This window comes from Brachybacterium sp. AG952 (assembly GCF_004362645.1).
In the GTDB taxonomy this organism is placed as follows: Bacteria; Actinomycetota; Actinomycetes; order Actinomycetales; family Dermabacteraceae; genus Brachybacterium; species Brachybacterium conglomeratum.
This window is the reverse complement of sequence record NZ_SNXV01000001.1, coordinates 1,175,015-1,199,217: the sequence shown is the minus strand read 5'-3', so window position 1 is coordinate 1,199,217 and position 24,203 is coordinate 1,175,015. Positions and strand designations below refer to the sequence as shown.

26 protein-coding genes are annotated in these 24,203 nt (G+C 73.7%); 7 read left to right on the top strand and 19 right to left on the bottom strand.

Going from position 1 to position 24,203, the window contains the following annotated elements; genetic code table 11:
* Positions 1-6: 6 nt before the first annotated feature.
* Genes DEU31_RS05370 through infC form a run of 5 tightly spaced genes read right to left on the bottom strand, consistent with a single transcriptional unit; the run spans position 7 to position 4,295 of the window.
* Entirely contained in the window at positions 7-2,094 is a 2,088-nt protein-coding gene (locus DEU31_RS05370; RefSeq protein WP_133676215.1) for a cytochrome c oxidase assembly protein, read from the bottom strand.
* Complete coding sequence (locus DEU31_RS05365; protein ID WP_133676213.1) at positions 2,091-3,011, bottom strand: RNA methyltransferase; 921 nt, start codon at positions 3,009-3,011, stop codon at positions 2,091-2,093. Before DEU31_RS05365 ends, DEU31_RS05370 begins: the two co-directional genes overlap by 4 nt.
* 19 nt (positions 3,012-3,030) lie before the next feature.
* Positions 3,031-3,411 (bottom strand): 50S ribosomal protein L20, encoded by a 381-nt coding sequence (rplT, locus tag DEU31_RS05360; protein ID WP_010550142.1) that lies wholly within the window; start codon positions 3,409-3,411, stop codon positions 3,031-3,033.
* Positions 3,412-3,469: 58 nt separating this feature from the next.
* Complete coding sequence (gene rpmI, locus DEU31_RS05355; protein ID WP_010550143.1) at positions 3,470-3,664, bottom strand: 50S ribosomal protein L35; 195 nt, start codon at positions 3,662-3,664, stop codon at positions 3,470-3,472.
* Positions 3,665-3,689: 25 nt separating this feature from the next.
* On the bottom strand, positions 3,690-4,295 hold the full coding sequence (gene infC / locus DEU31_RS05350; RefSeq protein WP_224765358.1) for a translation initiation factor IF-3: 606 nt from the start codon (positions 4,293-4,295) through the stop codon (positions 3,690-3,692).
* A gap of 311 nt (positions 4,296-4,606) precedes the next feature.
* On the opposite strand from infC, the gene DEU31_RS05345 reads away from it, so the two are divergent.
* Positions 4,607-5,536, top strand: a complete 930-nt coding sequence (locus DEU31_RS05345; protein WP_133676211.1) for a DUF4352 domain-containing protein — start codon at positions 4,607-4,609, stop codon at positions 5,534-5,536.
* A gap of 164 nt (positions 5,537-5,700) precedes the next feature.
* Complete coding sequence (locus DEU31_RS05340; RefSeq protein ID WP_050815731.1) at positions 5,701-6,033, top strand: DUF1844 domain-containing protein; 333 nt, start codon at positions 5,701-5,703, stop codon at positions 6,031-6,033.
* A 67-nt stretch (positions 6,034-6,100) separates the two neighbouring features.
* Here the strand turns inward: DEU31_RS05340 and DEU31_RS05335 are convergent, their stop codons facing one another.
* The 7 genes from DEU31_RS05335 to DEU31_RS05305 form a co-directional block, all read right to left on the bottom strand.
* The gene (locus tag DEU31_RS05335) at positions 6,101-6,958 is read right to left on the bottom strand and encodes an SseB family protein (RefSeq protein ID WP_166649391.1); all 858 of its coding nucleotides are present in this window, start codon (positions 6,956-6,958) and stop codon (positions 6,101-6,103) included.
* Positions 6,955-7,689 (bottom strand): bifunctional 1-(5-phosphoribosyl)-5-((5-phosphoribosylamino)methylideneamino)imidazole-4-carboxamide isomerase/phosphoribosylanthranilate isomerase PriA, encoded by a 735-nt coding sequence (priA, locus tag DEU31_RS05330; protein WP_133676209.1) that lies wholly within the window; start codon positions 7,687-7,689, stop codon positions 6,955-6,957. The genes DEU31_RS05335 and priA overlap by 4 nt, the downstream gene beginning before the upstream one ends.
* 70 nt (positions 7,690-7,759) lie before the next feature.
* Positions 7,760-7,918 carry a hypothetical protein gene (locus tag DEU31_RS05325; RefSeq protein ID WP_010550150.1) on the bottom strand — a complete coding sequence of 53 codons (159 nt, stop codon included), beginning with the start codon at positions 7,916-7,918 and terminating at the stop codon, positions 7,760-7,762.
* Positions 7,915-8,562, bottom strand: coding sequence for an imidazole glycerol phosphate synthase subunit HisH (hisH, locus tag DEU31_RS05320; protein WP_029360338.1), 648 nt, complete (start codon positions 8,560-8,562; stop codon positions 7,915-7,917). The genes DEU31_RS05325 and hisH overlap by 4 nt, the downstream gene beginning before the upstream one ends.
* An 83-nt stretch (positions 8,563-8,645) precedes the next feature.
* Positions 8,646-9,251 (bottom strand): hypothetical protein, encoded by a 606-nt coding sequence (locus DEU31_RS05315; protein ID WP_010550152.1) that lies wholly within the window; start codon positions 9,249-9,251, stop codon positions 8,646-8,648.
* Positions 9,248-9,865: an imidazoleglycerol-phosphate dehydratase HisB gene (gene hisB / locus DEU31_RS05310; protein ID WP_010550153.1), complete on the bottom strand. Its 618-nt coding sequence runs from the start codon at positions 9,863-9,865 to the stop codon at positions 9,248-9,250. Before hisB ends, DEU31_RS05315 begins: the two co-directional genes overlap by 4 nt.
* Positions 9,862-10,995, bottom strand: a complete 1,134-nt coding sequence (locus DEU31_RS05305) for a histidinol-phosphate transaminase (protein ID WP_166649390.1) — start codon at positions 10,993-10,995, stop codon at positions 9,862-9,864. Before DEU31_RS05305 ends, hisB begins: the two co-directional genes overlap by 4 nt.
* A gap of 173 nt (positions 10,996-11,168) precedes the next feature.
* Here DEU31_RS05305 and DEU31_RS05300 point away from each other — a divergent pair, with 173 nt between their 5' ends.
* A complete protein-coding gene (locus DEU31_RS05300) occupies positions 11,169-11,615 on the top strand; it encodes a DUF3054 domain-containing protein (protein ID WP_133676205.1) in 447 nt (148 codons plus the stop codon).
* 2 nt (positions 11,616-11,617) lie between these two features.
* On the opposite strand, the gene hisD is transcribed toward DEU31_RS05300, so the two are convergent.
* Positions 11,618-12,955: a histidinol dehydrogenase gene (gene hisD / locus DEU31_RS05295; protein WP_133676203.1), complete on the bottom strand. Its 1,338-nt coding sequence runs from the start codon at positions 12,953-12,955 to the stop codon at positions 11,618-11,620.
* 102 nt (positions 12,956-13,057) lie between these two features.
* On the opposite strand from hisD, the gene zupT reads away from it, so the two are divergent.
* From zupT to DEU31_RS05275, 4 genes are all read left to right on the top strand, one after another.
* Positions 13,058-13,888, top strand: a complete 831-nt coding sequence (zupT, locus tag DEU31_RS05290) for a zinc transporter ZupT (protein WP_010550157.1) — start codon at positions 13,058-13,060, stop codon at positions 13,886-13,888.
* A gap of 44 nt (positions 13,889-13,932) precedes the next feature.
* Positions 13,933-15,120 carry a hypothetical protein gene (locus DEU31_RS05285; RefSeq protein WP_133676201.1) on the top strand — a complete coding sequence of 396 codons (1,188 nt, stop codon included), beginning with the start codon at positions 13,933-13,935 and terminating at the stop codon, positions 15,118-15,120.
* A gap of 250 nt (positions 15,121-15,370) precedes the next feature.
* A complete protein-coding gene (locus DEU31_RS05280) occupies positions 15,371-17,599 on the top strand; it encodes an NADP-dependent isocitrate dehydrogenase (protein WP_133676199.1) in 2,229 nt (742 codons plus the stop codon).
* A 145-nt stretch (positions 17,600-17,744) separates the two neighbouring features.
* Positions 17,745-18,533 carry an alpha/beta hydrolase gene (locus DEU31_RS05275; protein WP_133676197.1) on the top strand — a complete coding sequence of 263 codons (789 nt, stop codon included), beginning with the start codon at positions 17,745-17,747 and terminating at the stop codon, positions 18,531-18,533.
* Positions 18,534-18,609: 76 nt separating this feature from the next.
* On the opposite strand, the gene DEU31_RS05270 is transcribed toward DEU31_RS05275, so the two are convergent.
* The 6 genes from DEU31_RS05270 to DEU31_RS05245 form a co-directional block, all read right to left on the bottom strand.
* Positions 18,610-19,458 carry a sulfite exporter TauE/SafE family protein gene (locus DEU31_RS05270; RefSeq protein ID WP_133676195.1) on the bottom strand — a complete coding sequence of 283 codons (849 nt, stop codon included), beginning with the start codon at positions 19,456-19,458 and terminating at the stop codon, positions 18,610-18,612.
* A gap of 52 nt (positions 19,459-19,510) precedes the next feature.
* Positions 19,511-20,800 (bottom strand): globin domain-containing protein, encoded by a 1,290-nt coding sequence (locus tag DEU31_RS05265; RefSeq protein ID WP_133676193.1) that lies wholly within the window; start codon positions 20,798-20,800, stop codon positions 19,511-19,513.
* 152 nt (positions 20,801-20,952) lie between these two features.
* Positions 20,953-21,333 carry a DUF488 family protein gene (locus tag DEU31_RS05260; RefSeq protein WP_010550163.1) on the bottom strand — a complete coding sequence of 127 codons (381 nt, stop codon included), beginning with the start codon at positions 21,331-21,333 and terminating at the stop codon, positions 20,953-20,955.
* 137 nt (positions 21,334-21,470) lie between these two features.
* Complete coding sequence (gene tpx, locus DEU31_RS05255; RefSeq protein ID WP_133676191.1) at positions 21,471-21,968, bottom strand: thiol peroxidase; 498 nt, start codon at positions 21,966-21,968, stop codon at positions 21,471-21,473.
* A gap of 60 nt (positions 21,969-22,028) precedes the next feature.
* Complete coding sequence (locus DEU31_RS05250) at positions 22,029-22,937, bottom strand: PPK2 family polyphosphate kinase (protein ID WP_133676189.1); 909 nt, start codon at positions 22,935-22,937, stop codon at positions 22,029-22,031.
* 55 nt (positions 22,938-22,992) lie between these two features.
* Positions 22,993-23,685 carry a PepSY domain-containing protein gene (locus DEU31_RS05245; RefSeq protein WP_133676187.1) on the bottom strand — a complete coding sequence of 231 codons (693 nt, stop codon included), beginning with the start codon at positions 23,683-23,685 and terminating at the stop codon, positions 22,993-22,995.
* Positions 23,686-24,203: the final 518 nt, after the last annotated feature.

Below are 24,203 nucleotides of genomic sequence, written 5' to 3'. Positions count from 1 at the left end.
AGCGATTCAGCCGTCCCGGCGCTCACCGGCGCGGTCCGGCGCACTGCCCCCCGAACTGTCCCCCGGGCTGTCCGCACCTGCGGTGGGCGCGGGTGCGCCGCCTCCCCCGCGCAGGCTCTCGAGATAGGCGTTGTACGCGGCGAGCTCGGCGCCGCCGTCCCGCTCGGCCTTGCGGTCGTACTGCCGGGCCCGTCGGTCCTCGGACTTCATCCACAGGACCGCCACGATGATCGCGTACCCGACCGTCGGCACCTCGGAGATCGCCCACATGATCGAGGCGCCCCGCTCCTGGATCAGCATCAGCCGGTCGGGGCCGTACATCCCCAGCTCCGTGTACCAGCCCTCCGCGACCAGCCAGGTCGCCGAGTACAGCGCGATCCCGAAGAAGGCGTGGAACGCGAGGGTCACCAGCAGCGTGATCAGCTTCAGCACCGGATTGATCGGCTTGGTGGAGGGGTCGATGCCGATCAACACCCAGGCGAAGAGATAGCCCGAGGCGAGGAAGTGCACCGTCATCAGCACATGGCCGAGATGGTTGTACATCGCCAGCTCGAACAGGGGGGTGAAGTAGAAGATCACCAGCGAGCCGGCGAAGATCAGCCCGGCCAGCGGCGGGGAGGAGACCAGCCGCGAGTAGCCCGAGTGCAGGGCGGCGAGCACCCATTCGCGCACCCCGCGGGACCCGTCGGTGCGGGGCGAGGTGGCGCGGGACAGCATCGTCACCGGCGCGCCGAGCACCCACAGCGGCGGCACGATCATCATCATCGCCATGTGCTGGACCATGTGGGCGTCGAAGCGGAACTTCCCCCAGGCCGCCGCGCCGCCGGAGATCACCCAGGCGAAGGCGAGGCAGCCGGCGAGGAAGGCGAGGGTGCGATGCCATGGCCAGTCGTCGCCGCGACGGACCAGGCGCACCGCCCCGGTCAGATACAGCCCCGCCATCACCACGGCGAGGGCGATCGCGATCCAGTCCGGCTGGACGACGGTGAGCATCGTCGTGGGCGAGAACTCCTGCTCGGGCGGGAGGAAGCCCGCCAGTGAGAGCACCTTGAGGTCGCCGCTGGCGGGGACCGACTGCGGCACGGGCGGGGCGGAGCGGCCCAGCGCGATCGACGCCCCGATGACGGCGGCCATCAGCACGCCCTCGGTGAGCGCGAGATGGCGGAAGCGGAGCCGCTCGCCGAGCCGTGCGCGCTGGAGGGCACCGAGCACGGCGAGGACGACGAGGCCGAGCGTCTTGGCGAGCACGACCCGGCCGTAGCCGGTCGTGAGCAGGTCTCCCCAGCCCGACAGCCGGATCCCGGCGCTGATCAGTCCGCTGAGGGCGAGCGAGAGCACCGCGGCCAGGGCCCAGGGCGAGTAGCGGCGGACCACGACGCCGAGCACCTCGTCGTCCATCCGCCCGGCGAGCAGCGCGATGGCCAGCAGCCCGCCCGCCCAGACGGTCACGGCGACGAGGTGCAGCGCCATGGCGTTGACGGCGTTGATGTGGTCCAGGCTCGCCCCGGCGTGCCCCACCAGCCCCAGGGACAGCGTGCCGAGGCCGGCGAAGGCGAGGCCCCAGCAGGCCAACACGGTGGAGCGGGCCAGGGCGTAGGCGAGGGTCGCGAGCGCGGCGAGCACGGCGACGAGCATCTGCAGGCGACCGAGCGCCCCGCCCATCGCGACGTCCCAGACGTTCAGCGCGGTGCCGGCACCGGTCGCCTCGAGCCCGCCGAGCGGGATCTGGGCGAGGGCGGCGAGGGTCCACAGCAGCGCCCCGGCGGCGGCGAGGCGCACGGCGCGGCGGCGCAGCGGGTCCAGCACCGTCGCCTCGCGGCGCGAGGGGCCGGGCAGCAGGAGCACGGCGGTCGCGCCCGCGCCGACGGCGAGGAGGAGGCCGAGGTGGTGCAGCGCGCGCACGACGGGCAGCCCGAAGGTCACCAGCGGCGAGGCGGGCACGAGGGTCGCCGGGGACAGCGCCCCGGTGGCGAGCATGCCGAGCCCCGCGGCGAGCAGGGCCAGCAGGATCAGGAGGGGGACCGCGGCGGTGCCGAGGGCGCGGCCGGGGCCGCGGCGGCGCGCGGGGGCGGTCTCTGCGACGGGCGCGCTCATGCCCCGGCCCGCCGTCGGCGAAGGGTCTCGAAGAGGCAGACGGTCGCGGCGGTGTGCACGTTCAACGATTCCGCGTGGCCGGCCAGCGGGATCCGCACGGTCAGCGGCGCGGCGGCGAGGGTCGCCTCGTCCAGCCCGTGCGCCTCGTTGCCGAGGATCCACGCGATCCGCTCGGGCAAGTCGACGTCGAACAGCTCGGAGTCCGCGTAGCCGCTGGTCGCGGCGGCGGTGATGCCGCGGGCGGCGAGTGCCTCGAGCAGGGACCCGCTCTCGGCGCCGGTGAGGACGGGGAGGTGGAAGAGCCCGCCGACGCTCGCCCGCACGGCCTTCGGCGAGTACGGGTCGGCGCTGGTGCGGGTCAGCAGCACGAGGTCGGCGCCGGCGGCGTCCGCGGTGCGGATCAGGGTGCCGACGTTCCCGGGATCGCGGACCTCGTGGAGCACGACCACGGTGAGCGGCCCGTCATCGGGCAGCGCCTCCAGCGCGGCGGTCGCGGCGTCCGGGTCCTCGGCGGGCAGGGCGCCGACGGCGACGACGCCCTGCGGGGAGACGAGCGCTCCCGGGGCGCCCGTGCCGACGGAGCCGGCAGGACCGGACCCGCCGTCGGCGGCCGCGTCGGCCGGGCCGCTCTCGCGCACCATGGCGCGCAGGATCTGCTCGTCGACGAGGCGGGCCGGAATGCCCGCCGCGCGGGCGAGGCGCTCGAGCTCGGGGTGCGCCTCGGCGGCGCGCTCGGTGAGGTGCACTTCGAGGGCCAGCTCGGGCCTGTGCGCAAGGAGGGAGCGCACGGCCTGCGGTCCCTCGACGCGGAAGCGTCCCTGCTTGCGACGCGCCGAGCGCCCGGTCAGCGCCGCCACCTTCCGCACCCGCTCGGAGCGGGGGGAGGTGATCGGGGACTGATCCGGGCGCTCGGTCATCGCTGGACGGGCAGCGATGTCAGGCCGCGGGGGCGTTGACGTCCTCGGGGAGGGCGTTCTTGGCGACCTCGACCAGGGCGGCGAAAGCCGGCGCGTCGTTGACGGCGAGCTCGGCGAGCATGCGACGGTCCACCTCGACACCCGCGAGGCCGAGGCCCTGGATGAAGCGGTTGTAGGTCAGGCCGTTGGCGCGGGACGCCGCGTTGATGCGCTGGATCCAGAGCTGACGGAAGTCGCCCTTGCGCTTCTTGCGGTCGCGGAAGTTGTAGGTCTGCGAGTGCAGCACCTGCTCCTTCGCCTTGCGGTACAGGCGCGAGCGCTGGCCGCGGTAGCCGCTGGCCTGCTCGAGGATCTCCCGACGCTTCTTCTGGGCGTTGACCGCCCGCTTCACGCGTGCCACGTGATACTCCTTCGATCGTAAGTTCAGGGTCGCGGGAGGCGTGCTCCCGCGTGGGCGATCAGCGGCCCAGCAGCTTCTTCATGCGCTTGGCATCGGCCTTCGACACGTCGGTGTCGGAGCCCAGACGGCGCTTGCGGGTGGAGGACTTGTGCTCCAGGAGGTGGCGAGCGTTCGCCTTCTCCCGCATGAGCTTGCCCGAGCCGGTGACGCGGACGCGCTTCTTGGTACCCGAGTGGGTCTTGTTCTTCGGCATTGGCCTGTTTCTCCTTGTGACGTTCTCAGGACTCGGCGCCGGCCTCGGCCTCGGGCGCGGACTCGTCGTCCTTGCCGCGGGCCGCTGCCTTCTCGGCGTCGGTCTTGCGCTTGCGGGCCTCGGCCATGGCCTGGGCCTTCTTCTTGTGAGGCCCGAAGACCATCACCATGTTGCGGCCGTCCTGCCGCGGGTGGGACTCGACGAAGCCGTACTCCGAGACGTCCTCCGCCATGCGCTGCAGGAGCTTGACGCCCCGCTCGGGACGGGACTGCTCACGACCGCGGAAGCGGATGATGACCTTCACCTTGTCGCCGCCGTCGAGGAACTTCTCGACGTTGCGACGCTTGGTCTCGTAGTCGTGCGTGTCGATCTTGAGGCCCATCCGAATTTCCTTCTGGACCGTGTTCGCCTGGTTCTTCCGAGCCTCGCGGGCCTTCAGGTTGGCTTCGTACTTGTACTTGCCGTAATCCATGAGCCGCGCGACGGGCGGGTTCGCACCCGGTGCGACCTCGACCAGGTCGAGGTCTGCTTCCTGGGCGAGACGCAGGGCGTCCTCGACACGGACCTCACCGACCTGCTCGCCGTTGGGACCGACCAGGAGGACCTTGGGGACCCTGATCTGACCGTTGATGCGCTGTTCGCTGATGTTGGCTCCTCACCTTGTTTCGAGTCGGAAGACGACGAAGGCCCCCGCAGTCATGCGGAGGCCCCAAGGTGCGAGCGCTGCGACGGCGGTCGGGCGCGACGGCCCGCTCGCCGGACGATGACGCCCGACTGCGATACTGACCCAGCGGCTGGATGCCACGAGGTGGGAAGGGACTCCACTTGAGGAACGTATGACGAGGGTTTCGACCTGTTCCAGTCGTCTATCCTACCAGGAGTACGACGGACGTCCAGGTGATGTGCGTCGCGCCGCCAGGCCGCGATCAGCGAGGAGTACAGGTGCACACCGACCGCGAGGCGTCCGAGCAGGACGGCCGGCCAGCGCTCCCCACCGACCCCGCCCCTGCGGAGCCGGCCGGCACCCCGGAGCTCCCCGCCCCGCAGGGCCCCGTGGACGCCTCCCACGAGTACGGCTACGGGAACGACGAGGAGCTCCCGGCCCCGGGCGGCGTCGAGCCCGCCGAGCCCGCCCAGCAGACCGAGGGCCCGGACGACCTCTCCGAGACCGAGCGCCGCTCGGTCACCGGCGTCCAGGGCGTCACCGCATCCCGAGCGATGCTGCGCCCGGTGCCCGAGGGGTTCCCGACCCCTCCCCCGCGCCCGGCCGTCCCGAACCGTCGGCCCGCGAAGGTGCAGGACCCCGACGAGGCGAAGGGCTCGCGCCGCGGGCTGCTCATCGGCGCGATCGTCCTCGTCGCCGTGCTGGTCCTCGCCGTCGCGGTCGGCGGGGGCATCCTCGCCTTCCGCGCCCTGGGCTCCGACGACCCGGGCGACTCCGATCCGGCGGCGCCAGCCGGGACCGCCGCCCCGCAGGACGGGGCCTCCGGCGGCAGCGCGACGATCGGCGAGGTCGAGATGACCACGGTGAGCACCGAGGCGGGCGTGCGCAGCGTCGGCAGCCGGAGCAACCCGGTCGAGCCGGAGGGCGAGTTCGTCATCGCCACCGTCGAGATCGACAACCAGGGAGACCGGGCGGCGCCGCTCACCCCGGAGTCGATCTCGCTGGAGTCCGCCGACGGCGCCACCCACCCGCTCGACCTCGATGCGAGCCGCGTGCACATCGCCGACAGCAAGAGGCCCACCCAGATCCCGGGCGGCGGCAGCGGCACCGTCCACCTGGTCTTCGACGTGCCGATCGGCACCGAGCCCTCCGCGATCCTCGTCGACTTCGGCGAGGACATGACCGGATCCCTGCCCCTGGCCGGCTGAGCCACTCCCTCCGCCCGCCGCGGACCACCACCCCCGCACCGCGTCCGAGCCGGACGCGGACCGAGAACGAAGGACCCCCAGTGACCGAGCACTCCCACGACAGCACCCCGCACGCGCACGACGCCGCGCACAGCCACGACGCCCCGCACAGCCACGACGAGGGGATCGGCGCCGACGAGCTGCGCGACATCGCCGAGGTCTCCTCGGTAGAGATCATCACCTCCGCCTGCGTGCACCTGATGAGCGCCGCGGCGGTGAAGGTCGGCCTCGCCGAGGACGAGGAGACCGGGCAGTACCAGGACCTCGCCGAGGCGCGGAAGCTGATCACCGCCCTCGCGGGCCTGGTCACCGCCGCCGCCCCCGAGATCGGCAACGAGCACGCCCGCTCGCTGCGAGACGGTCTGCGCTCGCTGCAGCTCGCCTTCGCGGAGGCCCTGCCCTTCCCCGACGAGCCGGGCAAGGCGCCGGGCGAGAAGTACACCGGCCGGGTCTCCTGACGAGGCCGGGCCGCGGCGTCGCGGGCCGGGCTACGGCTCGGGCTCCGGCTACGGCTACGGCTACGGCTCAGGAGCCGAGCACGAGCCGCATCGAGCTGATCCGCTCGGCGACGAGCTGCGATCCCCCGAGCCCCTGCGTCACCAGCTGGACCACCGCGGAGACCTGCTCCGCGGTCAGGCCCGGGCGCAGCCGCAGGTGGAGGTCCACCTCGGCGCGCTCGCCGGCGCGGGCCGCGAGGCCCAGCACGGCGGGCGAGGCGGAGGTCCCGACCCGCTCGAGCTCCGCGGCGAGCTCGCCGTCCTCATGCGGCGGGATCCACTCTCGTCCCTGTGCGAGCGCCCACAGCACCGAGCGCGGCAGCAGCACGGGGCCGCCCTCGGCCTCCGGCGTCGCGGCGTCCAGCAGCAGCGCGGTGCAGCCCTCCTGGACCGCGGCCTGCGCCGCCTGCGGCGCGACCACGGGCACGGGCCGGGCATCTCCGCGCCAGGCGGAGAGCTGGTCGACGGAGGTGAACAGCGGCAGCACCGTCGTCCCGTCGGGCGCGGAGATCGAGACCATCGCCATGTCGGCACCGTTGTCGCCGGTGAGGCCGTGGGCGGTGGTGCCCGTCTCGGTCGCGACCGCCATGATCGGCACCAGCACCCGGGAGGTCGTCAGCGCGGCGACGAGCGCGCGCCGGTGCGGGTCCCGGCCCGCCCGGTGCGCCTGCAGCGCCTCGGCGAGGTGCGCCGGGGTCGCGCCGTCGTCGCCGGGGAACGGGCTGACGGTGTAGTCGCGGCCCTCCCAGGAGACGCCCGCGGTGTCGGTCAGCGGGGACTTCTCGCGGAAGTGGGAGGGCAGGGCCCGACGGGCCCGTCCGCCGGGGTCGGCGTCCGGGCCCGACGGGCCGTGGTCCTCGTTCTGCGAGGTGTTCTCGGAGGTCACGGGCGTCCCGCGACGTCGAGCGCCTCGCTCATCGTGAAGGCCTGCGCGTACAGGGCCTTGCCCACGATGGCGCCCTCGACCCCGGCGGGGACCAGCTCGCGCAGCGCGCGCAGGTCGTCGAGGGAGGAGATGCCGCCGGAGGCGACGACCTTTGCGTCGGTGCGCTCGCAGACCTGGGCGAGCAGGTCCACGTTCGGGCCCTGGAGCGTGCCGTCCTTGGTGACGTCGGTGACGACGTAGCGCTGGCAGCCGGCGGCGTCGAGTCGCTCGAGGGTCTCCCACAGGTCGCCGCCCTCGCGGGTCCAGCCGCGGGCGGCGAGGGTGGTGCCGCGCACGTCGAGGCCGACGGCGATGCGGTCGCCGTGCTCGGCGATGATGTCGGCCGTCCACTCGGGGTTCTCGAGCGCGGCGGTGCCGAGGTTCACGCGGCGGCAGCCGGTGGCGAGCGCCGCGGCGAGGGACTCGTCGTCGCGGATCCCGCCGGAGAGCTCGACGTTCATGTCCACGGCGGCGACGACCTCGGCGAGCAGGGAGGCGTTGGAGCCGCGGCCGAAGGCGGCGTCGAGGTCGACCAGGTGCAGCCAGCTCGCGCCGCCCTCCTGGAAGGCGAGCGCGGCGTCCAGCGGCGCGCCGTAGCCGGTCTCGGTGCCGGCCTCGCCCTGGACGAGGCGGACGGCCTGGCCTCCCTGCACGTCGACGGCGGGGAGCAGCTCGAGCACGGGAGCGGTCATGGGGGTCCTCCTGGGACTGAGGGGATGGTGCCCGGTCGGGCACGGGGACGGACGGGGTGGGGAGGCGGGCTCAGCCGCTCTGGATGCGCCAGAAGGAGATGCCCAGGCACACGAGGCCGAGCACGGCCAGTCCCGCGATCGCCCACCAGGGCTTCTTCGAGCGGTAGAAGGACCAGGCGCCGCCGAGGAGCATCCCGCCGGCGAAGAGCATCAGGAACGCGAGGATCATGCGTCCTGCTCCCGGTCGCGGCGCGGCAGGGTGCCCAGCCAGTTCGCGAGCAGGCGGGCGCCGGCCGCGCCGGACTTCTCGGGGTGGAACTGGGTGGCGCTGAGCGCCCCGTTCTCGACGGCGGCGACGAAGCGGTCCTGCTCGTGCTGGGCCCAGGTCACCCGCGGCGCCTTGAGCGGGCCGGTGTCCTCCAGCTCCCAGCTGCGGGCGGCGTAGGAGTGGACGAAGTAGAAGCGCTCCTGCTCGATCCCGGCGAACAGCGCGCTGCCCGCAGCGGGTTCGACGGTGTTCCAGCCCATGTGGGGCACGACCTCGGCCTGGAGGTGGGTGACCTCGCCCGGCCACTGGCCGAGCCCGCGGGTGCGCTCGCCGTGCTCGGTGCCTGCCTCGAACATCGCCTGCAGGCCCACGCAGATGCCGAGCACCGGCAGGCCGCCGGCCAGGCGGCGCTCGATGATCCGGTCGCCGCCGACGGCGAGGATCTGCGCGAGGGTCGCGGAGTAGGCGCCGACGCCGGGGACGACGAGCCCGTCGGCCGCGAGGGCGCGCCCGCGGTCCGCGGTGAGCTCGACCTCCGCCCCCGCGGCCTCGAGGGCGCGGACGACGGAGCGGACGTTGCCGGAGCCGTGGTCGAGGACGACCACGCGCGGGGCGGGACCTGGCGCTCCGGCGGTGGCCGGTGCGTCCGCGGGGCCCGCGGCGGCCGACGACCCGGGCTCGGTCGTGCTCACGGGCGCTTCCTCCCGCCGGAGGAGATCCACTCCAGCGCCTCGGCCCGGGAGAGCGAGGCGGGGTCGAGGCCCTCGCCGAGCTCGTCGAGCGAGGTCGTGCCCAGCAGCAGCTCCTCGACGAGGTCGTCGACGGCGCCGAGCACGATCGCGGGCGAGATGTCCTCGCCGCGCTCGCCGTTCTTGTACCGGGTCGCGGTCATGCGGTCGCCGCGGCGCCAGAAGACCACGATGCCGTTGCGCTGCAGGGCGGTGGAGGTGATCGCGGCGAGGTCGTGCGCCGCCGCCTCGGACAGCGGGCCGACGGCGACCGCGCCGGTGGCGGTGTCGAAGGTGCGGGAGTCGGTGGGGATGTCGATCCCGTCGGTGCGCGCCTCGCGGCCCAGCCGGATCACGCCGGCCAGCGCCTTCGCGGTCGCGACGGAGGTGGCGACCACGGCGATCGTGGGGACCTCGTCCTCCTCGGGCGCGGCCGAGGCGTCGGACAGGACGTCCTCGACGGTCAGCGGCGCGTCGTCGAGGGAGAGCCCCTCGGTGAGGCGGGCGAACTCGGCGTCGATGTCCTCGGGCTCGGGCCCGCGGCCGGTGGTGTCGTCGGTGTTCACAGCGCTCCCTTGGTGGACGGCACCCCGAGGACCCGGTCGTCGGGGGCGCAGGCGGCGCGCAGCGCCCGGGCGAGCGCCTTGAACTGCGCCTCGACGATGTGGTGCGGGTCGCGGCCCTCGATCACCCGGATGTGCAGGCAGATCGCGGCGTGGTGGGCGAGGGACTCGAAGACGTGACGGGTCAGGGAGCCCGTGAAGTGCCCGCCGATGAGGTGGGTGGCCTGGGCCTCGCTCTCCCCGGAGTGGACGCAGTAGGGGCGGCCGGAGAGGTCCACGACGGCCTGGGCGAGCGCCTCGTCCAGCGGGACCAGCGCGTCGCCGAAGCGGGTGATGCCGTGCTTGTCGCCGAGCGCCTCGCGCAGCGCCTGGCCGAGCACGATCGCGGTGTCCTCGACGGTGTGGTGGGCGTCGATATGGGTATCACCTGTCGCCGACACCTTCAGGTCGAAGCGGGCGTGGGTGCCCAGCGCCGTGAGCATGTGGTCGAAGAAGGGCACGGAGGTGGAGATGTCCACCTGGCCGGTGCCGTCGATGTCGAGGCTGACCTCGACGGAGGACTCGCGGGTGGTGCGGGAGAGGGTCGCGGTGCGCGACGGGCGGGCGGTCTCGGTCATCGGGGGTCGGCCTCCTCGAGGGCGGTGCGGAATGCGGTGTTGTCCTCGGGGGTGCCCACGCTGACGCGGAGCCAGCCGGCCGGTCCGACGGCGCGGATCAGCACGTCGCGCTCCAGGAGGGCCTGGAACACGTCGTCGCGGCCTCGGAAGGCGCGGAAGAGGACGAAGTTGGCGTCGGACGGCGCGACCTCGTGGCCGCGACCGGCGAGATGGGCGGCGAGCGCGTCGCGCTCGGTGCGCAGCAGCGCGACCTTCCCCAGCAGCTCCTCCCGGTGCGCGAGGGCGGTGCGGGCCACCGCCTGGGTGACGGCGGAGAGGTGGTAGGGCAGGCGCACCACGCGCACGGTGTCGACGATCGCGGGATCGGCGACGAGATAGCCGAGGCGGGCGCCGGCGAGCGCGAAGGCCTTGGACATGGTGCGGGCCACGACGAGGTTCGGGTGCTCGGCCAGGAGGGTGAGGGCGCTGGGCACCCCGTCGCGGCGGAACTCGCCGTAGGCCTCGTCGACCACGAGCAGCCCGCGGGTGGGCTCGAGCGCGCGGGCGGCGGCGCGGGCGACGTCGAGGTCGAGCGCCGTGCCGGTGGGGTTGTTCGGCGAGGTGAGCACCACGATCGAGGGTCGGTGCTCGGCGATCGCGGCGGTGACCGTCTCCGCGGTGAGCGCGAAGTCGGGAGCGGGACCCCGCTCGGCGGTGACCCAGGCGGTATAGGTGTCGCGCGCGTACTCGGGGTACATCGAGTAGTGCGGCGTGAAGCCGAGCGCCGTGCGGCCGGGCCCGCCGTAGGCGAGCATCAGCTGGTGCATGACCTCGTTGGAGCCGTTCGCGGCCCAGACCGCCTCGGCCGGCGGGGCGGGCACGTCGGACTCCTCGGCGAGGTACTCCCCCAGCTCGCGGCGCAGGTCCAGCGCCTCCCGGTCCGGGTAGCGGTTCAGGCCCGCCGCGGCCTGCGCGGCGGCGGCGCCGATCGCGGCGGCGAGCTCCTCCGAGGGGCCGTAGGGGTTCTCGTTCACGTTCAGCGCATGCGCGACCGGGAGCTGCGGCGCGCCGTAGGGGGCGGCGCCGGCGATGCCGTCACGCGGGACGGGCAGGACCGAGGGCTCACGGGTCGGGACGGGCGAGGCGGACATGGCACTCATCGTAGTTGGCGTCGCAGGGGCGGGTCGTCCCGGTCCGCGTCGAGGCCCCGGGGCCGGGGCCGACGTGACGTGGCTCATCGTGCGGACGCCGCGCGCCGCCGCGTCGGCCCACCCGGCGCCCCTCCCTCGGGGAGCTCCCCGCCGCGTCCCAGTACCCTGGCGGGATGTTCCGTTCCCTGGGTGCCCTCGTCGGCGACCTGCTGGTCGTCATCCTCTTCGTCGCCGTCGGCTTCGTGCAGCACGGCACGCCCCTGACCACCGAGAACATCTTCCTGGTGGGGTGGCCCTTCGCCGTCGGCGCGCTGCTGGGCCATCTCGCGATCCGCGCCTGGCGCGCCCCGTTCCGGATCTGGCCGCACGGACTCTTCGTGTGGGCGATCACCCTCGCGACCGGGATGGCGGTCCGCACCCTGTTCGGGGCGGGCACCGAGGTGTCCTTCCTCATCGTCACCGCGATCGTGCTGGCGGTCGGGATGCTGGGCTGGCGCGCGATCGCGCTGTGGCTCACCCGGGGCGAGCGTGCCGCGGAGCGCCGCGCCGCCGTCGAGGAGACCCCGATGGGCGCCGACGAGGCGGCGACAGACGCCGACCGCACGGCCGACGCCGGCTGAGCTCAGCCCTCGAAGCGGACGTCGATCGCGGTGCCGTGGGCGGGCAGCCCCTCGGCACGGGCGAGCGTGGTCGCCGCGACGCGGGCGCCGGCGAGCGCGTCGCGGTCGTAGCGGACCACGTGGATGCCGCGCAGGAAGGTCTGCACCCCGAGCCCGCCGGTGAAGCGGGAGGTGCCGCCCGTGGGCAGCACGTGGTTGGAGCCTGCGGCGTAGTCGCCGAGGCTGACGGGGCTGTGGGGGCCGACGAAGACGGCGCCGGCGTTGGTGACGCGTGCGGCGACCTCGTCGGCCTCGGCCGTCTGGATCTCGAGGTGCTCGGCACCGTAGGCGTCCACGACCGCGAGGCCCTGGGCGAGGTCCGCGACGAGCACGGCGCCGCTCTGCGGTCCGCGCAGCGCCTCCTCGATCCGTTCGCGGTGGAGGGCGGCGGGGACCTGCGCGGCGAGCGCCGCCTCGACCGCCTCGACCAGTGCATCGGACGGCGTGACCAGGACGCTCGCGGCCATCGGGTCGTGCTCGGCCTGGGAGATGAGGTCCGCGGCGACAAAGGCGGGATCGGCGGTGTCGTCGGCGAGGATCGCGATCTCGGTGGGGCCGGCCTCGGCGTCGATGCCGACCTTCCCGCGCACGAGGCGCTTGGCGGCGGCGACGTAGACGTTGCCGGGTCCGGTGACGAGGTCCACGCCCTCGAGCCCGTCGCCGTCGCCGAGGTCCTCCGCGCCGTGGGCGAGCAGCGCGATCGCCTGGGCGCCGCCGGCGGCGAGCACCTCGGTGACCCCGAGCAGCGCGCAGGCGGCGAGGATCGTGGGGTGGGGCAGGCCGCCGAACTCCTTCTGCGGCGGGGAGGCGAGCACGATCTGCTCGACCCCGGCGGCCTGGGCGGGCACCACGTTCATCACCACGGAGCTGGGCAGCACGGCGCGGCCGCCCGGCACGTACAGGCCGACGCGGCGCACCGGGACCCAGCGCTGGGTGACGGTGCCGCCGGGCACCACCTCGACGGTCTCGGCGGGACGGACCTGTGCGGCGTCGACCGCGCGCACACGGGCGATCGACTCCTCGAGCGCGGAGCGGATCTGCGGGTCGAGCTCCGCGAGGGCGCGCTCGAGCTCGGCGGTGGGGACCCGCAGATGCGCGGGACGGATCCCGTCGAAGCGCTCGGAGGCCTCGAGCACCGCCTCGGCGCCGCGGGCGGCGACGTCCTCGACGACAGGGCGCACGGCCTCGGCGGCCGCGGCGACGTCGAGCTCCGCGCGCGGCAGGGCGGCGGTGAGCTGGGCGGCGCTCAGGCTGCGGGCGCGCAGGTCGGTGACGGTGAGGAAGGCGTCGGCGAGGGACATGGGGTCAGTCTAGGAGCGGTCACCCGGCGTCGGCCGTGGTGCCCACCACGGGACGGGCCGAGGGTCCCCGCCGAGGCGCGGACCGCCCAGTAGGGTGCACGGGTGCTCGTCGCCTTCCTCCTCACCCTCGTCGCCGGCGGCGCCACCTCGATCGGCGCCGCTCTCGGCGTGCTCGGCCGCGGGACCGGGCCGAGGTTCCTCGCCGGCGGGCTGGGCCTGTCGGCAGGCGTCATGCTCTACGTCTCCTTCGTCGAGCTGCTGCCCGAGGGTGCCCGGGTGCTCTCCGGCGGCGCGGCCCCGACCGGGCGCGGCACGGCGCTGGCGACCCTGTCCTTCTTCCTCGGGATCGCGCTGATCGCAGTGCTCGACCGACTCGTGCCCCGCGCCGTCAGCCCCCACGAGTTCGCCGGTCGCATGGACGGCAGCCATGGACGGGCCGAGGTGCGCGAGCCCGACGAGCAGCTCGAGGACCGGGCGCTGCGCGCCCGCCTGCTGCGCACCGGCGCGATCACCGCCGCGGCCCTGGCCCTGCACAACGTGCCCGAGGGCTTCGCGACCTTCGTCGCCGCGCTGCAGGCCCCCGAGGTCGCGATCCCCGTGGTCGCCGCGATCGCCCTGCACAACATCCCCGAGGGCCTCGCCGTCGCCGTGCCCGTGCGCCGCGCGACCGGCTCGCGCAGCAAGGCGTTCTGGCTGGCGACGATGACGGGGCTCGCCGAGCCCGTCGGCGCCGTGATCGGCTACCTGCTGCTCGCCCCCGTGCTCACCGGCGACGCGATGGGTGCGATCCTGGCCGGCGTGGCCGGGGTGATGGTGTTCGTGTCCCTGGACGAGCTGCTGCCCGCCGCGGAGGAGACCGGGGAGCACCACACGGTCATCTACTCGCTCATCGCCGGCATGGCCGTCATGGCGGTGACCCTGCTGGTGCTGTGACGCTCCGGTAGGTTCTGTGCGCGGACCACGAGGAGGGGGACACGATGACGACGAGGACAGCCAGGCGGCTCGCGCGCCCGGGACGGATCGTCGCCGCCGCCGCAGGGGCGCTCGCGCTCGCCGCCTCCCTCGTCGCCTGCGATGCGCTGCCGGGACCGCTCGGCGGCGAGGACCCCTCGAGCCCGGCGGCGACCGCGGCCCCGATGGCCCCCGAGCAGGTGGCCGGCGCCGAGACCGTCCCGGTGGATCCCGCCTGGCTGTGCGAGCCCGGCACGGCGGAGGACCCCCTGCCCTCCCGCGACGCGGGGACGCTGACCCCCACGAGCGTGCAGGCGGAGGGCAACGAGGTGATGATCACCGGCGACCTCGCCCTCGAGTCGGGCGCCGCCTACGGCGGGCTCGCCCCCGAGGCCGTGATCGTGCCCGCGCACCCCGCGGACCGCGCCGCACCGGCCGAGGGGTACGGGGACGCGCTCGGCGTCGACGGCGCCCCGGCGCCGCCGATGGTCGTGCGGGCCCGGGTCGAGACGACCGCCGAGGGCCCCGCCCCCTCCACCGTCACCGTCCGGCTCGTGCTCGGCACCTGCGACGACGCCCCTCTGCCCGATGGGCAGTACCTGCTGCGCCTTTCCGGCGCGGGCCCGGAGGGCTCCGGCCGCGCCGCGGAGCGCAGCGGCTGGGAGGCGAGCGCCTACGTGCTGCTGGACGTGGTCGACGGCCGCCTGCGGGCCGTTCCCGGCGCGGTCACGACGGAGGACGGCGAGACCCCCGCGGACCTCTCCTCCCTCGGCTGCGGCCGCGAGCTCGCCCCCGTCGGCGACGGCGCCGGGCTGAGCGTCGCCGCCGCCGACCCCTCCCCCGCCGTCCATGCCGAGGCGGGCGAGGACGAGGCGGGCGCGGGCGCGACCGCGCAGGTCACCGCCGCTTCCGAGGATCACGGCACCCTGCCCCTGATGACCGGGATCGTGGTGACCCGCCCCGGGGACGGCGTCATCGTCGCCGGGGCCCGGAACGCCGGCAGCATCCCGCTGCAGTGGATGGACGGCGAGGGGGTGAGCACCGCGGAGACCGCCTGGACCACGCACGGCACCTGCCACGGCGCCCTCTCCCCCGGCGACTACCGCGCCCACGCCTTCGCCGTCACGGTCGACGTCGAGGGCGCCACCCACGTCGTGCTCTCCGACCCCTGGGACCTCGAGGTGCTCGAGGGCGCCGAGCCCGAGGACGGCTGAGCGCCGCGGCGACTCGCCGCCTCTCCGCCTTGCCGCCGCGTCGGCTCGCCTCCTCGTCGGCCGCTCTGTCGTCCCGTCGGCCGCCCCGTCGATCCACCGGCCGCCCGGGACTGCGCCCCGCACCCCGCTCACGTACCGTGGGGGCGTCCGGATCGACGGCCGGCCGTGCCCGCCGTCGAAGAATTCTTGACGTCAAGATAGTCTTGGCCCGAGACCCATGACGCATCGACCCGAGGGAGCCCCGCGACACATGGCGCGCATCATCTACACCCACACCGACGAGGCACCGATGCTGGCGACCGCCTCGTTCCTGCCGATCCTCGACGCCTTCTCCGACACCGCCGGGATCGAGGTCACCACCCGTGACATCTCCCTGGCCGGACGCATCGTCGCGGCGTTCTCGGACCTCCTGCCCGAGGAGCAGCGGGAGGCCGACGCCCTCGCCGAGCTGGGCGAGCTCGCCAGGACGCCCGAGGCGAACATCATCAAGCTGCCCAACATCTCCGCCTCCGTGCCGCAGCTGAAGGCCGCGATCGCCGAGCTGCAGGGCCAGGGCATCGCCCTGCCCGAGTACCCCGACAACCCCGAGACCGACGAGGAGAAGGACGCCCGCGCCCGCTACGACTCCGTCAAGGGCTCTGCCGTGAACCCCGTCCTGCGCGAGGGCAACTCCGACCGCCGCGCCCCCGCTGCGGTGAAGAACTTCGCCAAGAAGCACCCCCACCGCATGGGCGAGTGGAGCAAGGACTCCAGGACCTCGGTCGCGACGATGGGCGCGGACGACTTCCGCTCCAACGAGCAGTCCGTGGTGATGGACGCCGAGGACACCCTCTCGCTCGTGCACGTCGCCGCCGACGGCACGGAGACCGTGCTCAAGCCGTCCGTGCCGGTGCTGGCCGGCGAGGTCGTCGACTCCACCGTCATGCGGGTCGCGGCGCTGGAGACCTTCCTGCGCGAGCAGATCGCCGCGGCGAAGGAGCAGGGCGTGCTCTTCTCCCTGCATCTCAAGGCCACGATGATGAAGGTCTCCGACCCGATCCTCTTCGGCCACGCGGTCCGCGCCTTCTTCCCCACCCTGTTCACCCAGTACGGCGACGTGCTCGCCGAGGCGGGCCTGTCCCCGAACAACGGGCTCGGCGGCCTGCTCGCCGGGATCGACGAGCTCGACGAATCGGTGCGCGAGGGCGCCCGCGCCGCGATCGACCAGGACCTCGCCGCCGGTCCCGACCTCGCGATGGTGAACTCCCACAAGGGCATCACCAATCTCCACGTCCCCTCCGACGTCATCATCGACGCCTCGATGCCGGCGATGATCCGCACCTCGGGCCACATGTGGAACAAGGACGACGCCGAGCAGGACACCCTCGCGGTGATCCCGGACTCCTCCTACGCGGGCGTCTACTCCGCGACCATCGAGGACTGCCAGCGCAACGGCGCCTTCGACCCCACCACCATGGGCACCGTCCCCAACGTCGGCCTCATGGCGCAGAAGGCCGAGGAGTACGGCTCCCACGACAAGACCTTCGAGATCGGCTCCGACGGGCGCGTCGAGGTGCGCGACTCCTCCGGTGCGGCGCTGATGACCCACGAGGTCGCCGCCGGCGACGTGTTCCGCGCATGCCAGGCCAAGGACGCGCCGATCCGCGACTGGGTGCAGCTCGCCGTGCGCCGCTCGCGCCAGTCCGGGATGCCGGCCGTGTTCTGGCTGGACGAGACCCGCGCCCACGATCGCAACCTCATCGAGAAGGTCAACGCCTACCTGGCCGAGGAGGACACCGAGGGCCTGGACCTCCGCATCCTCTCCCCGATCGAGGCGACGAAGCACACCCTGGCCCGCGTCCGCGCCGGCGAGGACACCATCTCCGTCACCGGCAACGTGCTGCGCGACTACCTCACCGACCTCTTCCCGATCATGGAGCTCGGCACGAGCGCCAAGATGCTCTCGGTGGTGCCGCTGATGAACGGCGGCGGCCTGTTCGAGACCGGTGCCGGCGGCTCCGCGCCCAAGCACGTCCAGCAGCTCATCGAGGAGGACTACCTGCGCTGGGACTCCCTGGGCGAGTTCCTGGCGCTGGCCGAGTCGCTGCGCCACCTCTCCCGCACCGCGGACAACGCCCGCGCCGCCGTGCTGGCCGACGCGCTGGACCGCGCGACCGAGACCCTGCTGAACGAGGGGAAGTCCCCGCAGCGCAGGCTCGGCTCGATCGACAACCGCGGCAGCCACTTCTACCTCGCGATGTACTGGGCGCAGGAGCTGGCGAAGCAGACCGAGGACGCGGAGCTCGCCACCGCCTTCGGCCCTATCGCGAAGGAGCTCACCGACGGCGAGGAGACCATCGCCGCGGAGCTGCTCGCGGTGCAGGGCGAGCCCGCGGACATCGGCGGCTACTACCGGCCCGACCCGGAGAAGACCGCCGCGGTGATGCGCCCGTCGGCGACCTTCAACCGCATCCTCGAGGAGATCTCCGCGGCGCTGTGACCGCGGCGCGCTCCTGACAGGGGCCGGGCCGGTCATCCTTCGATGACCCGCCCGGTCCCTTCTCCGTGCGCTCGCCCCGAACGGCACGGAGCCGCGGCGCTCCGTATCCTGGTCCCGCCCGCTCCCGCGCCCGAAGGACCTCCCCATGCCCGTCATCCCCTCCCCCGTCGACGGCGTCGACCTGCGCTACGACGTCTCCGGGGACGGGCCGCCGCTGGTGCTGCTGCACGGCTCGGTGCTCTCCCGCGCGATCTGGCGGGGCCTCGGCTATCTCGAACCGCTCACTGCCGAGCACACCGTGCTCCGGGTGGACCTGCGCGGCCACGGCACCTCCGGGAAGCCCCACGACCCCGCGGCGTACACGCAGGAGGTCTTCGTGCAGGACCTGCTCGCCGTGCTCGACGCGGAGGGGATCGGCCGCGCGGCGCTGATGGGCTACTCGCTCGGCGCACGCATCGCGCTGAGCACGACGCTGGCGCATCCTGGCCTGGTCACGCGCCTGGTGAGCCTCGGCGGCTCGGCCTCCGCGCAGCGGGGCGCGGTGGACTCGGTGTTCTTCCCGGGCGTGATCGACGCGGTCCGCGAGCAGGGCATGGAGTCGTTCTGCGCCGGTCAGGGGCTGGGGCCGGAGGTCACCTCGCGCCGTGCGCGCGCCACGCGCACCGCCTTCCTCGCCGCGGACCACGAGGCGGTCGCGGCGCTGCTCGCCGCGACCGACGCCACCGCCGCCGTGCCGGACGAGATGCTGGAGAGCTGCACGGTTCCCGCGCTGTGGATGGCAGGCAGCGAGGACCATCCCCGCCACGAGGAGTCCGCCCGGGCGGCCTCGCTGATGCCGGACGCGGAGTTCGTGTCCCTGCCCGGCCGGGACCACGGCGGCACCCTGTTCCCGCCCGACGAGGTGCTCGCCGAGGTCATGCCGTTCCTGTCCTGAGCCGGTGCCGGCCGGGCTCGTCGACTGGGCGCTCAGGACCCGTCGGCCCGAGGCGCAGCGCCCGTCGGCCGACGGCTCAGACGACCTCGCGGAAGAGCGCCACCAGCGCGACCACCACGATCACGCCGCGCAGCGCCCACTCGGGCAGGCGCTTGGCCAGGTGCGCACCGAAGAAGCCGCCCAGCAGCGAGCCCACCGCGATCGCGGCGCTCGCGGCCCACACCACCTGCGCGTCGACCGCGAAGAAGGCGATCACGTAGATCAGCGCCGCGGCGAGGTTCACGCACAGGCTCAGCAGGTTCTTGACGCTGTTGACCGAGCCCATCGGACGCCCGGTGAAGACGCCGAGGATCCCCAGGTACAGCACCCCCTGCGCGGCGGTGAAGTAGCCGCCGTAGACGGAGGCCGCACCGATCGAGCCGACCAGCGCCGGGGAGCGCAGCGGGCTGCGCTCGGAGCCGTCCGCCGACGCGCCCGCATCGGTCGCCCCCTCGGTCCCCGACGCGTCGGCCGCGGCGCGGTGCTCGGCCCGCTTCTCCGAGCGGGAGCGCAGCGCGGTGGTCAGCGGCTTCTGCAGGACGACGAGGGCGAGGGCGACGACGATCAGCACGGGCACGACCACGTCGAGCGCCTCGGCAGGGGAGGTCAGCAGCAGCAGCGCGCCCGCGCTCGCGCCGAGCAGCGCGGTGAGCACCAGCGGCGTGAGATGGCGTCGCTCCTCGGAGATCTCGCGGCGATAGCCGAGCACGGAGCCGACGGTGGAGAAGAACATCCCCACCGTGTTCGTGCGGACCGCGACGCCGGGCGGGAGGCCCAGCGCCATCAGCACCGGGAGGGTGAGGAGGGAGCCGGATCCCACCGCCGCGTTGATGGCGCCGGCGACCACGCCCATGACGAGCAGGACGAGAAGGGAGAGGGGTTCCACGAGGGACGACCCTAGTCCTCCTCCGCCGTCCGCGACGGGCGGTCCACGTTGCTCAGGCGCCCGGGAGCAGCCAGTCGTTCGGGGAGAACAGCTCCACGTGCATCCGCTCCTCGTCGGCCCCGGCGGCGAGCAGCTGCTCGCGGGCGCCGCGCAGGAAGCCGCTGCCGCCGCAGAGATAGATCTCCGCACCCTCGGGCAGGTGCTCGCCCGTGATCGTCATCCGTCCCGCATGCGCCGAGAGGCGGGGGTCCGTCCGGCCCGCGAGGGGGTCCTCGCCGAGCTCGCCGGAGAACCACAGCCGGGCGCGGGAGCCGCTGTGCTCGGGCAGGGAGGCGACGGTGTCCAGCAGCTCGGGCAGGTGCGCGGCGTCGGCCGCGTCGCCGTCGGCGTGCAGCACGACCACCTCGCGCTCGCTGTCGACCGCGGCGAGATGGCGCAGCATCCCCAGCATCGGGGTGATCCCGATGCCCGCCGAGACCAGCACGAGGGGCGAGGTCGCCTGCGCGTCCAGGACCAGGTCGCCGGCGGGGAGGGTCACCTGCAGCTCGTCCCCCTCGTGGAGGGTGCGGTGGAGGTGCGAGGAGACCTCGCCGGCCGGGTCCCCGTCCTCGCGCCGTACCGAGATCCGCCAGCGTCCCCGGCCGGGGGCGTCGGAGAGCGAGTACTGGCGCAGCTGCCTCGCCCCGTCGGCCAGGCGCACGCCGACGCTGATGTACTGGCCGGGCAGGAAGTCGGCGAGCGGCTCGTCCCCCTCGGGGGCGGCCAGCTCGAAGCTCGCCACGCTCGAGCTCTCCTCGATCCGGCGGATGACGCGGGCGGTGCGGAACACGTCGCCCGGGGTCACCTGCGCCTCGGCGTACAGGCCGTTCTCGAAGGCGATGAGCGTGCGGGCCATGTGCCAGTAGACGGCGTCCCACGCGGCGGCCACGTCCCCGGTGATCACGTCGGCGCCGAGGACCTCGACGATCGCGGCCATCAGGTGCTCGTGGACGATCTCGTACTGGTCCTCGGTGATGCCGAGGGAGACGTGCTTGTGCCCGATCCGGGACAGCAGCGCGGCGGGGCTCGGCCCGTCCGGGGCGACCAGCAGGGTCGCATAGGTCGCGACGGAGGCGGCGAGCGCCTTCTGCTGGGCGCCCTGGGCCTGGTTGCCGCGGTTGAAGGTGTCGCGCAGCAGCTCGGGGTGCGCGGCGAACATCCGCCCGTAGAACACCGGGGCGATCTCCTCGACGTGCTCCCCGACGAGCGGGAGGGTGTCCCGCACGATCTGCTCGTGAGCAGGCACGAGGCGCTCCTCGATGTCGAGCTGCGGGTGGAGGATCGAGGCGGTCGCCACGGACATGGCAGGTCCTTCCTGGACGGGGACGGGGCTGTCGGCCGTCTGCCGTCGACGGCCTGCTCGTCCACGTTAGGGGCGCGTTGACAGGAAGCGCCCGGACCTTCGTCCCCGTCGACGGCGGCGGGATCAGCCGACGGGGAGCGGGGGCAAAGGCCTCAGCCGGCGAGCTCGTGCAGCACCTCCTGCAGCACCTGGGCGTGGTTGTGCTCGACGTCCTTCGCGGCGAACAGCAGCACGAGGGTGTCCGCCCCGTCCTCCTCCGCCCGGTCCAGCAGCGCCTGGGCGGCCTCGCCCTCCTCCAGCTCGCGGCGATAGCGGGCGGAGAACTCCTCGAAGTCGAGCTCCCCGCCGTGGAACTCCTTGCGGAGCTCGGAGCTCGGGGCGACGTCCTTGTCCCACTCGTCGTGGACGAGGCGCTCCTTCTTCACCCCGCGCGGCCACAGCCGGTCCACCAGCACACGGCGCTCGCCGTCGGCGGGGCCGTCGTCGTCCAGCAGGTCGTGGACGCGCTCGAGGGAGATCGTGAGGGCGGACATGGCGGGCTCCTTCCGTCGGGCGGCCCCCGGGATCGATGGGGCGGCCGGTGCGCAGGGGCCGGGGTGCGCGGGGCCGGGGAGCACAGGACCCGGCGCGCGACGAGGAGTCGCGGCCGGGTCCGGCGGGGCGGGCGGTCTCAGGCGAGCACGGCCGCGGCGGCGTCGTAGTCGGGCTCCTCGGAGACCTCGGCGACCTGCTCGGTGTACAGGACCGTGCCGTCGGCGTCGGCGACGACGACCGCGCGCGAGAGCAGACCCGCGAGCGGGCCGTCCTTCATGGTCACGCCGAAGTCCTCGCCGAAGGAGGAGCGGAAGGCGGAGCCGGTGATCACGTTCTCGATGCCCTCGGCGCCGCAGAAGCGTGCCTGCGCGAAGGGCAGGTCCTTTGAGACGCAGACGACGACGGTGTTCTCGAAGCCGGCGGCGAGCTCGTTGAACTTCCGCACGGACATGGCACAGGTGCCGGTGTCCAGGGACGGGAAGATGTTCAGCACGACGCGCTTGCCGGCGAGGTCCGCGCCGGAGACGGCGCCGAGGTCCTGGCCCACGAGCTCGAAGGCCGGCAGGGTCGAGCCCTTCGCGGGCAGCTCGCCGACGGTGGTGACGGGGTCGTTCTTGAAGGTGATGGAAGCCATGCCCCCATCATCGGCCTGCGAGCGCGCGGACACAAGCCGAGGTCACGGGCCCGGACGCGCTCAGTCCGACTCGTCCTGCCCCATCGTGCCGCGCAGACGATCGATCTCCGCCAGGACGTCGAAGTCCGCCGTCGGCCACTGCGGGTCGATGTCCGTCAGCGCGTCGATCAGCAGCTGCTGCACGGCGATCCGCGCGTACCACTTGCGGTCGGCGGGGATCACGTGCCAGGGCGCACCGACGGTGGAGGTGGCGCGCAGCGCCCTGGTGTACGCGTCCATGTAGTCGTCCCAGTGCTGGCGCTCGTCGACGTCGCCGGGGTTGTACTTCCAGTGCTTGTCCGGGCGCTCGAGCCGCTCCATCAGCCTCGATCCCTGCTCCTCGTAGGAGACGTGGAGCATGACCTTCACGACCGTGGTGCCGGCCGCGGCGAGCTCCCGCTCGAAGGCGTTGATCGCCGTGTACCGCGAGCGGATCTCCTTCGAGTCCGCCCAGCCGTGGACGCGGTGGATCAGCACGTCCTCGTAGTGAGAGCGGTCGAAGACGCCGATCGTGCCCGGGACGGGGGCGTGGGGGCGGATCCGCCAGAGGAAGTCGTGCTTCTTCTCCTCCGCCGTCGGGGCCTTGAACGCGGTGATCTCCACGCCCTGCGGATCGACGCTCCCCACGACGTGGCGCATGATCCCGCCCTTGCCGGAGGTGTCCATCCCCTGCACGATCAGCAGCACCGACCGGCCCTCGCCGCCTCCGTGGTGGGCGGCGTAGAGACGCTCCTGGAGCTCGTCGAGCTCGGCATCGCGGGCCAGCAGGAACTCCTTGCCCTCGGCCTTCTTGCCGGAGAAGCCGGGGGTGGCGCGCGGGTCGAAGTCCTGCACGTCGCCCTTCCAGTCGTTCGCGATCCGGAACCCGCGGGGCGCCTTCTCCGCGGGCCCGTCGGCCTTCTTCTTCGAGGACTTCTTCGAGTTCGCCATAGGCAGGAGGGTAACGGGCAGGGCGGGCCGCGGGGAGCCGTTCGGCGGCGGGTCGTCAGTCGTCGACGCGGACCTCGCCCGTCTCGACGTCCACCTCGACCTCCACGTCGTCGCCGCCGCTGCGGTCGATGTCGATCGTGTAGCGGATGCGGCCGTCGTCGGAGGAGAGGTCCCAGCCGGAGACCCGGCCCGGCTCCTTCCCGAGCGCGATCTCGATCGCCTCGGCGTAGGGCATCGGGGAGGTCACGTCGACGGCCGGGTCCTGGTCGTCGACATCGTCCTGGTCATGCTCGGTGACCTCGCCGCGGGTCGCGTCGATGTCGAGGTCGTGCTGGCGACCGCCGTCCACGATCTCGAGCTCCCACTCCCACACGTCGTCGTCGTGGTCGATCTCGATCTGCACCAGCTCGCCGCCGCCGGCCGCGCCGAGGCCGATCTCGACGGCCTTCTCCGCGGTGATCGGCAGCTGCTCGGTGGCGAGGTCGGCGTCCTCGGGCAGCGCCACGGCGCCGGCCCCCGGGGCCTCTCCCCCGTCGGCGCCCGTCGCGCCGTCGTCGGAGGCGCCGTCGTCGCTCGCGCCGTCGGAGGCGGCGCTCCCGCTCTCCTCCTCGGAGGCACCGGGGCCCTCGACAGCGGACGCCTCGTCGCTGCCGGAGTCGCCGCCGCAACCGGCTGCGAGGCCGATCACGAGCACGCCGAGGGCGGCGGCGCGAGCAGTGCTGCGGGAACGCGTGGTCGTGGACGTCATGGGGACCTCAGCTTTCTCGACGGGCGCACCGCGGGTCGCTGCGGCGGCCCCTGGACGATCGGGCTCCTTCAGATTAGGCCGGGCCCTGCCGGTCCGCGTCGGCCTGAGAACACTCTCATCGTGCTCTCATCCCGGCGCCGCTCTCCGTGAGCGACGCAGCGGCACCGGAGGACGACGGACCGGGAGACCGGAGCGGCTCCGCGACCGCGACCGACCGACCGTGCGGTCCCTGCAGATCCGGCGCGGCGGCGACGGCCGTCGCCGCACCCCTGCGCCGGCACGTCGGCCACGCCCGCAACCGCTTGCCGACGGTCTGCGCACGAGCCGGAAGATCACGGTCAGGTCACGACGATCGGTTCCGTGACCAGTACTTCTCCCCGTCAATCCGAGGATCCCCGCGATGAGGGGACTGTCGTCTCCGGGCCGGCCCGCCCGGTGCCGCCGCGCACGGTCCCGGGACATCGCCGGGAGTCCGTCGCCCCGCGCCGGCCATCGCCCGATCCGGCCGAGGTGCACTA

Bases quoted from the DNA above. Each gene is read 5' to 3' on its own strand.
- DEU31_RS05370 (WP_133676215.1), bottom strand. From the start codon at position 2,094: ATGAGCGCGCCCGTCGCAGAGACCGCCCCCGCGCGCCGCCGCGGCCCC.
- DEU31_RS05365 (WP_133676213.1), bottom strand. From the start codon at position 3,011: ATGACCGAGCGCCCGGATCAGTCCCCGATCACCTCCCCCCGCTCCGAG.
- rpmI (WP_010550143.1), bottom strand. From the start codon at position 3,664: ATGCCGAAGAACAAGACCCACTCGGGTACCAAGAAGCGCGTCCGCGTC.
- priA (WP_133676209.1), bottom strand. From the start codon at position 7,689: ATGACCGCTCCCGTGCTCGAGCTGCTCCCCGCCGTCGACGTGCAGGGA.
- DEU31_RS05325 (WP_010550150.1), bottom strand. From the start codon at position 7,918: ATGATCCTCGCGTTCCTGATGCTCTTCGCCGGCGGGATGCTCCTCGGC.
- hisB (WP_010550153.1), bottom strand. From the start codon at position 9,865: ATGACCGAGACCGCCCGCCCGTCGCGCACCGCGACCCTCTCCCGCACC.
- DEU31_RS05305 (WP_166649390.1), bottom strand. From the start codon at position 10,995: ATGTCCGCCTCGCCCGTCCCGACCCGTGAGCCCTCGGTCCTGCCCGTC.
- DEU31_RS05300 (WP_133676205.1), top strand. From the start codon at position 11,169: ATGTTCCGTTCCCTGGGTGCCCTCGTCGGCGACCTGCTGGTCGTCATC.
- hisD (WP_133676203.1), bottom strand. From the start codon at position 12,955: ATGTCCCTCGCCGACGCCTTCCTCACCGTCACCGACCTGCGCGCCCGC.
- DEU31_RS05285 (WP_133676201.1), top strand. From the start codon at position 13,933: ATGACGACGAGGACAGCCAGGCGGCTCGCGCGCCCGGGACGGATCGTC.
- DEU31_RS05280 (WP_133676199.1), top strand. From the start codon at position 15,371: ATGGCGCGCATCATCTACACCCACACCGACGAGGCACCGATGCTGGCG.
- DEU31_RS05275 (WP_133676197.1), top strand. From the start codon at position 17,745: ATGCCCGTCATCCCCTCCCCCGTCGACGGCGTCGACCTGCGCTACGAC.
- DEU31_RS05265 (WP_133676193.1), bottom strand. From the start codon at position 20,800: ATGTCCGTGGCGACCGCCTCGATCCTCCACCCGCAGCTCGACATCGAG.
- DEU31_RS05260 (WP_010550163.1), bottom strand. From the start codon at position 21,333: ATGTCCGCCCTCACGATCTCCCTCGAGCGCGTCCACGACCTGCTGGAC.
- tpx (WP_133676191.1), bottom strand. From the start codon at position 21,968: ATGGCTTCCATCACCTTCAAGAACGACCCCGTCACCACCGTCGGCGAG.
- DEU31_RS05250 (WP_133676189.1), bottom strand. From the start codon at position 22,937: ATGGCGAACTCGAAGAAGTCCTCGAAGAAGAAGGCCGACGGGCCCGCG.
- DEU31_RS05245 (WP_133676187.1), bottom strand. From the start codon at position 23,685: ATGACGTCCACGACCACGCGTTCCCGCAGCACTGCTCGCGCCGCCGCC.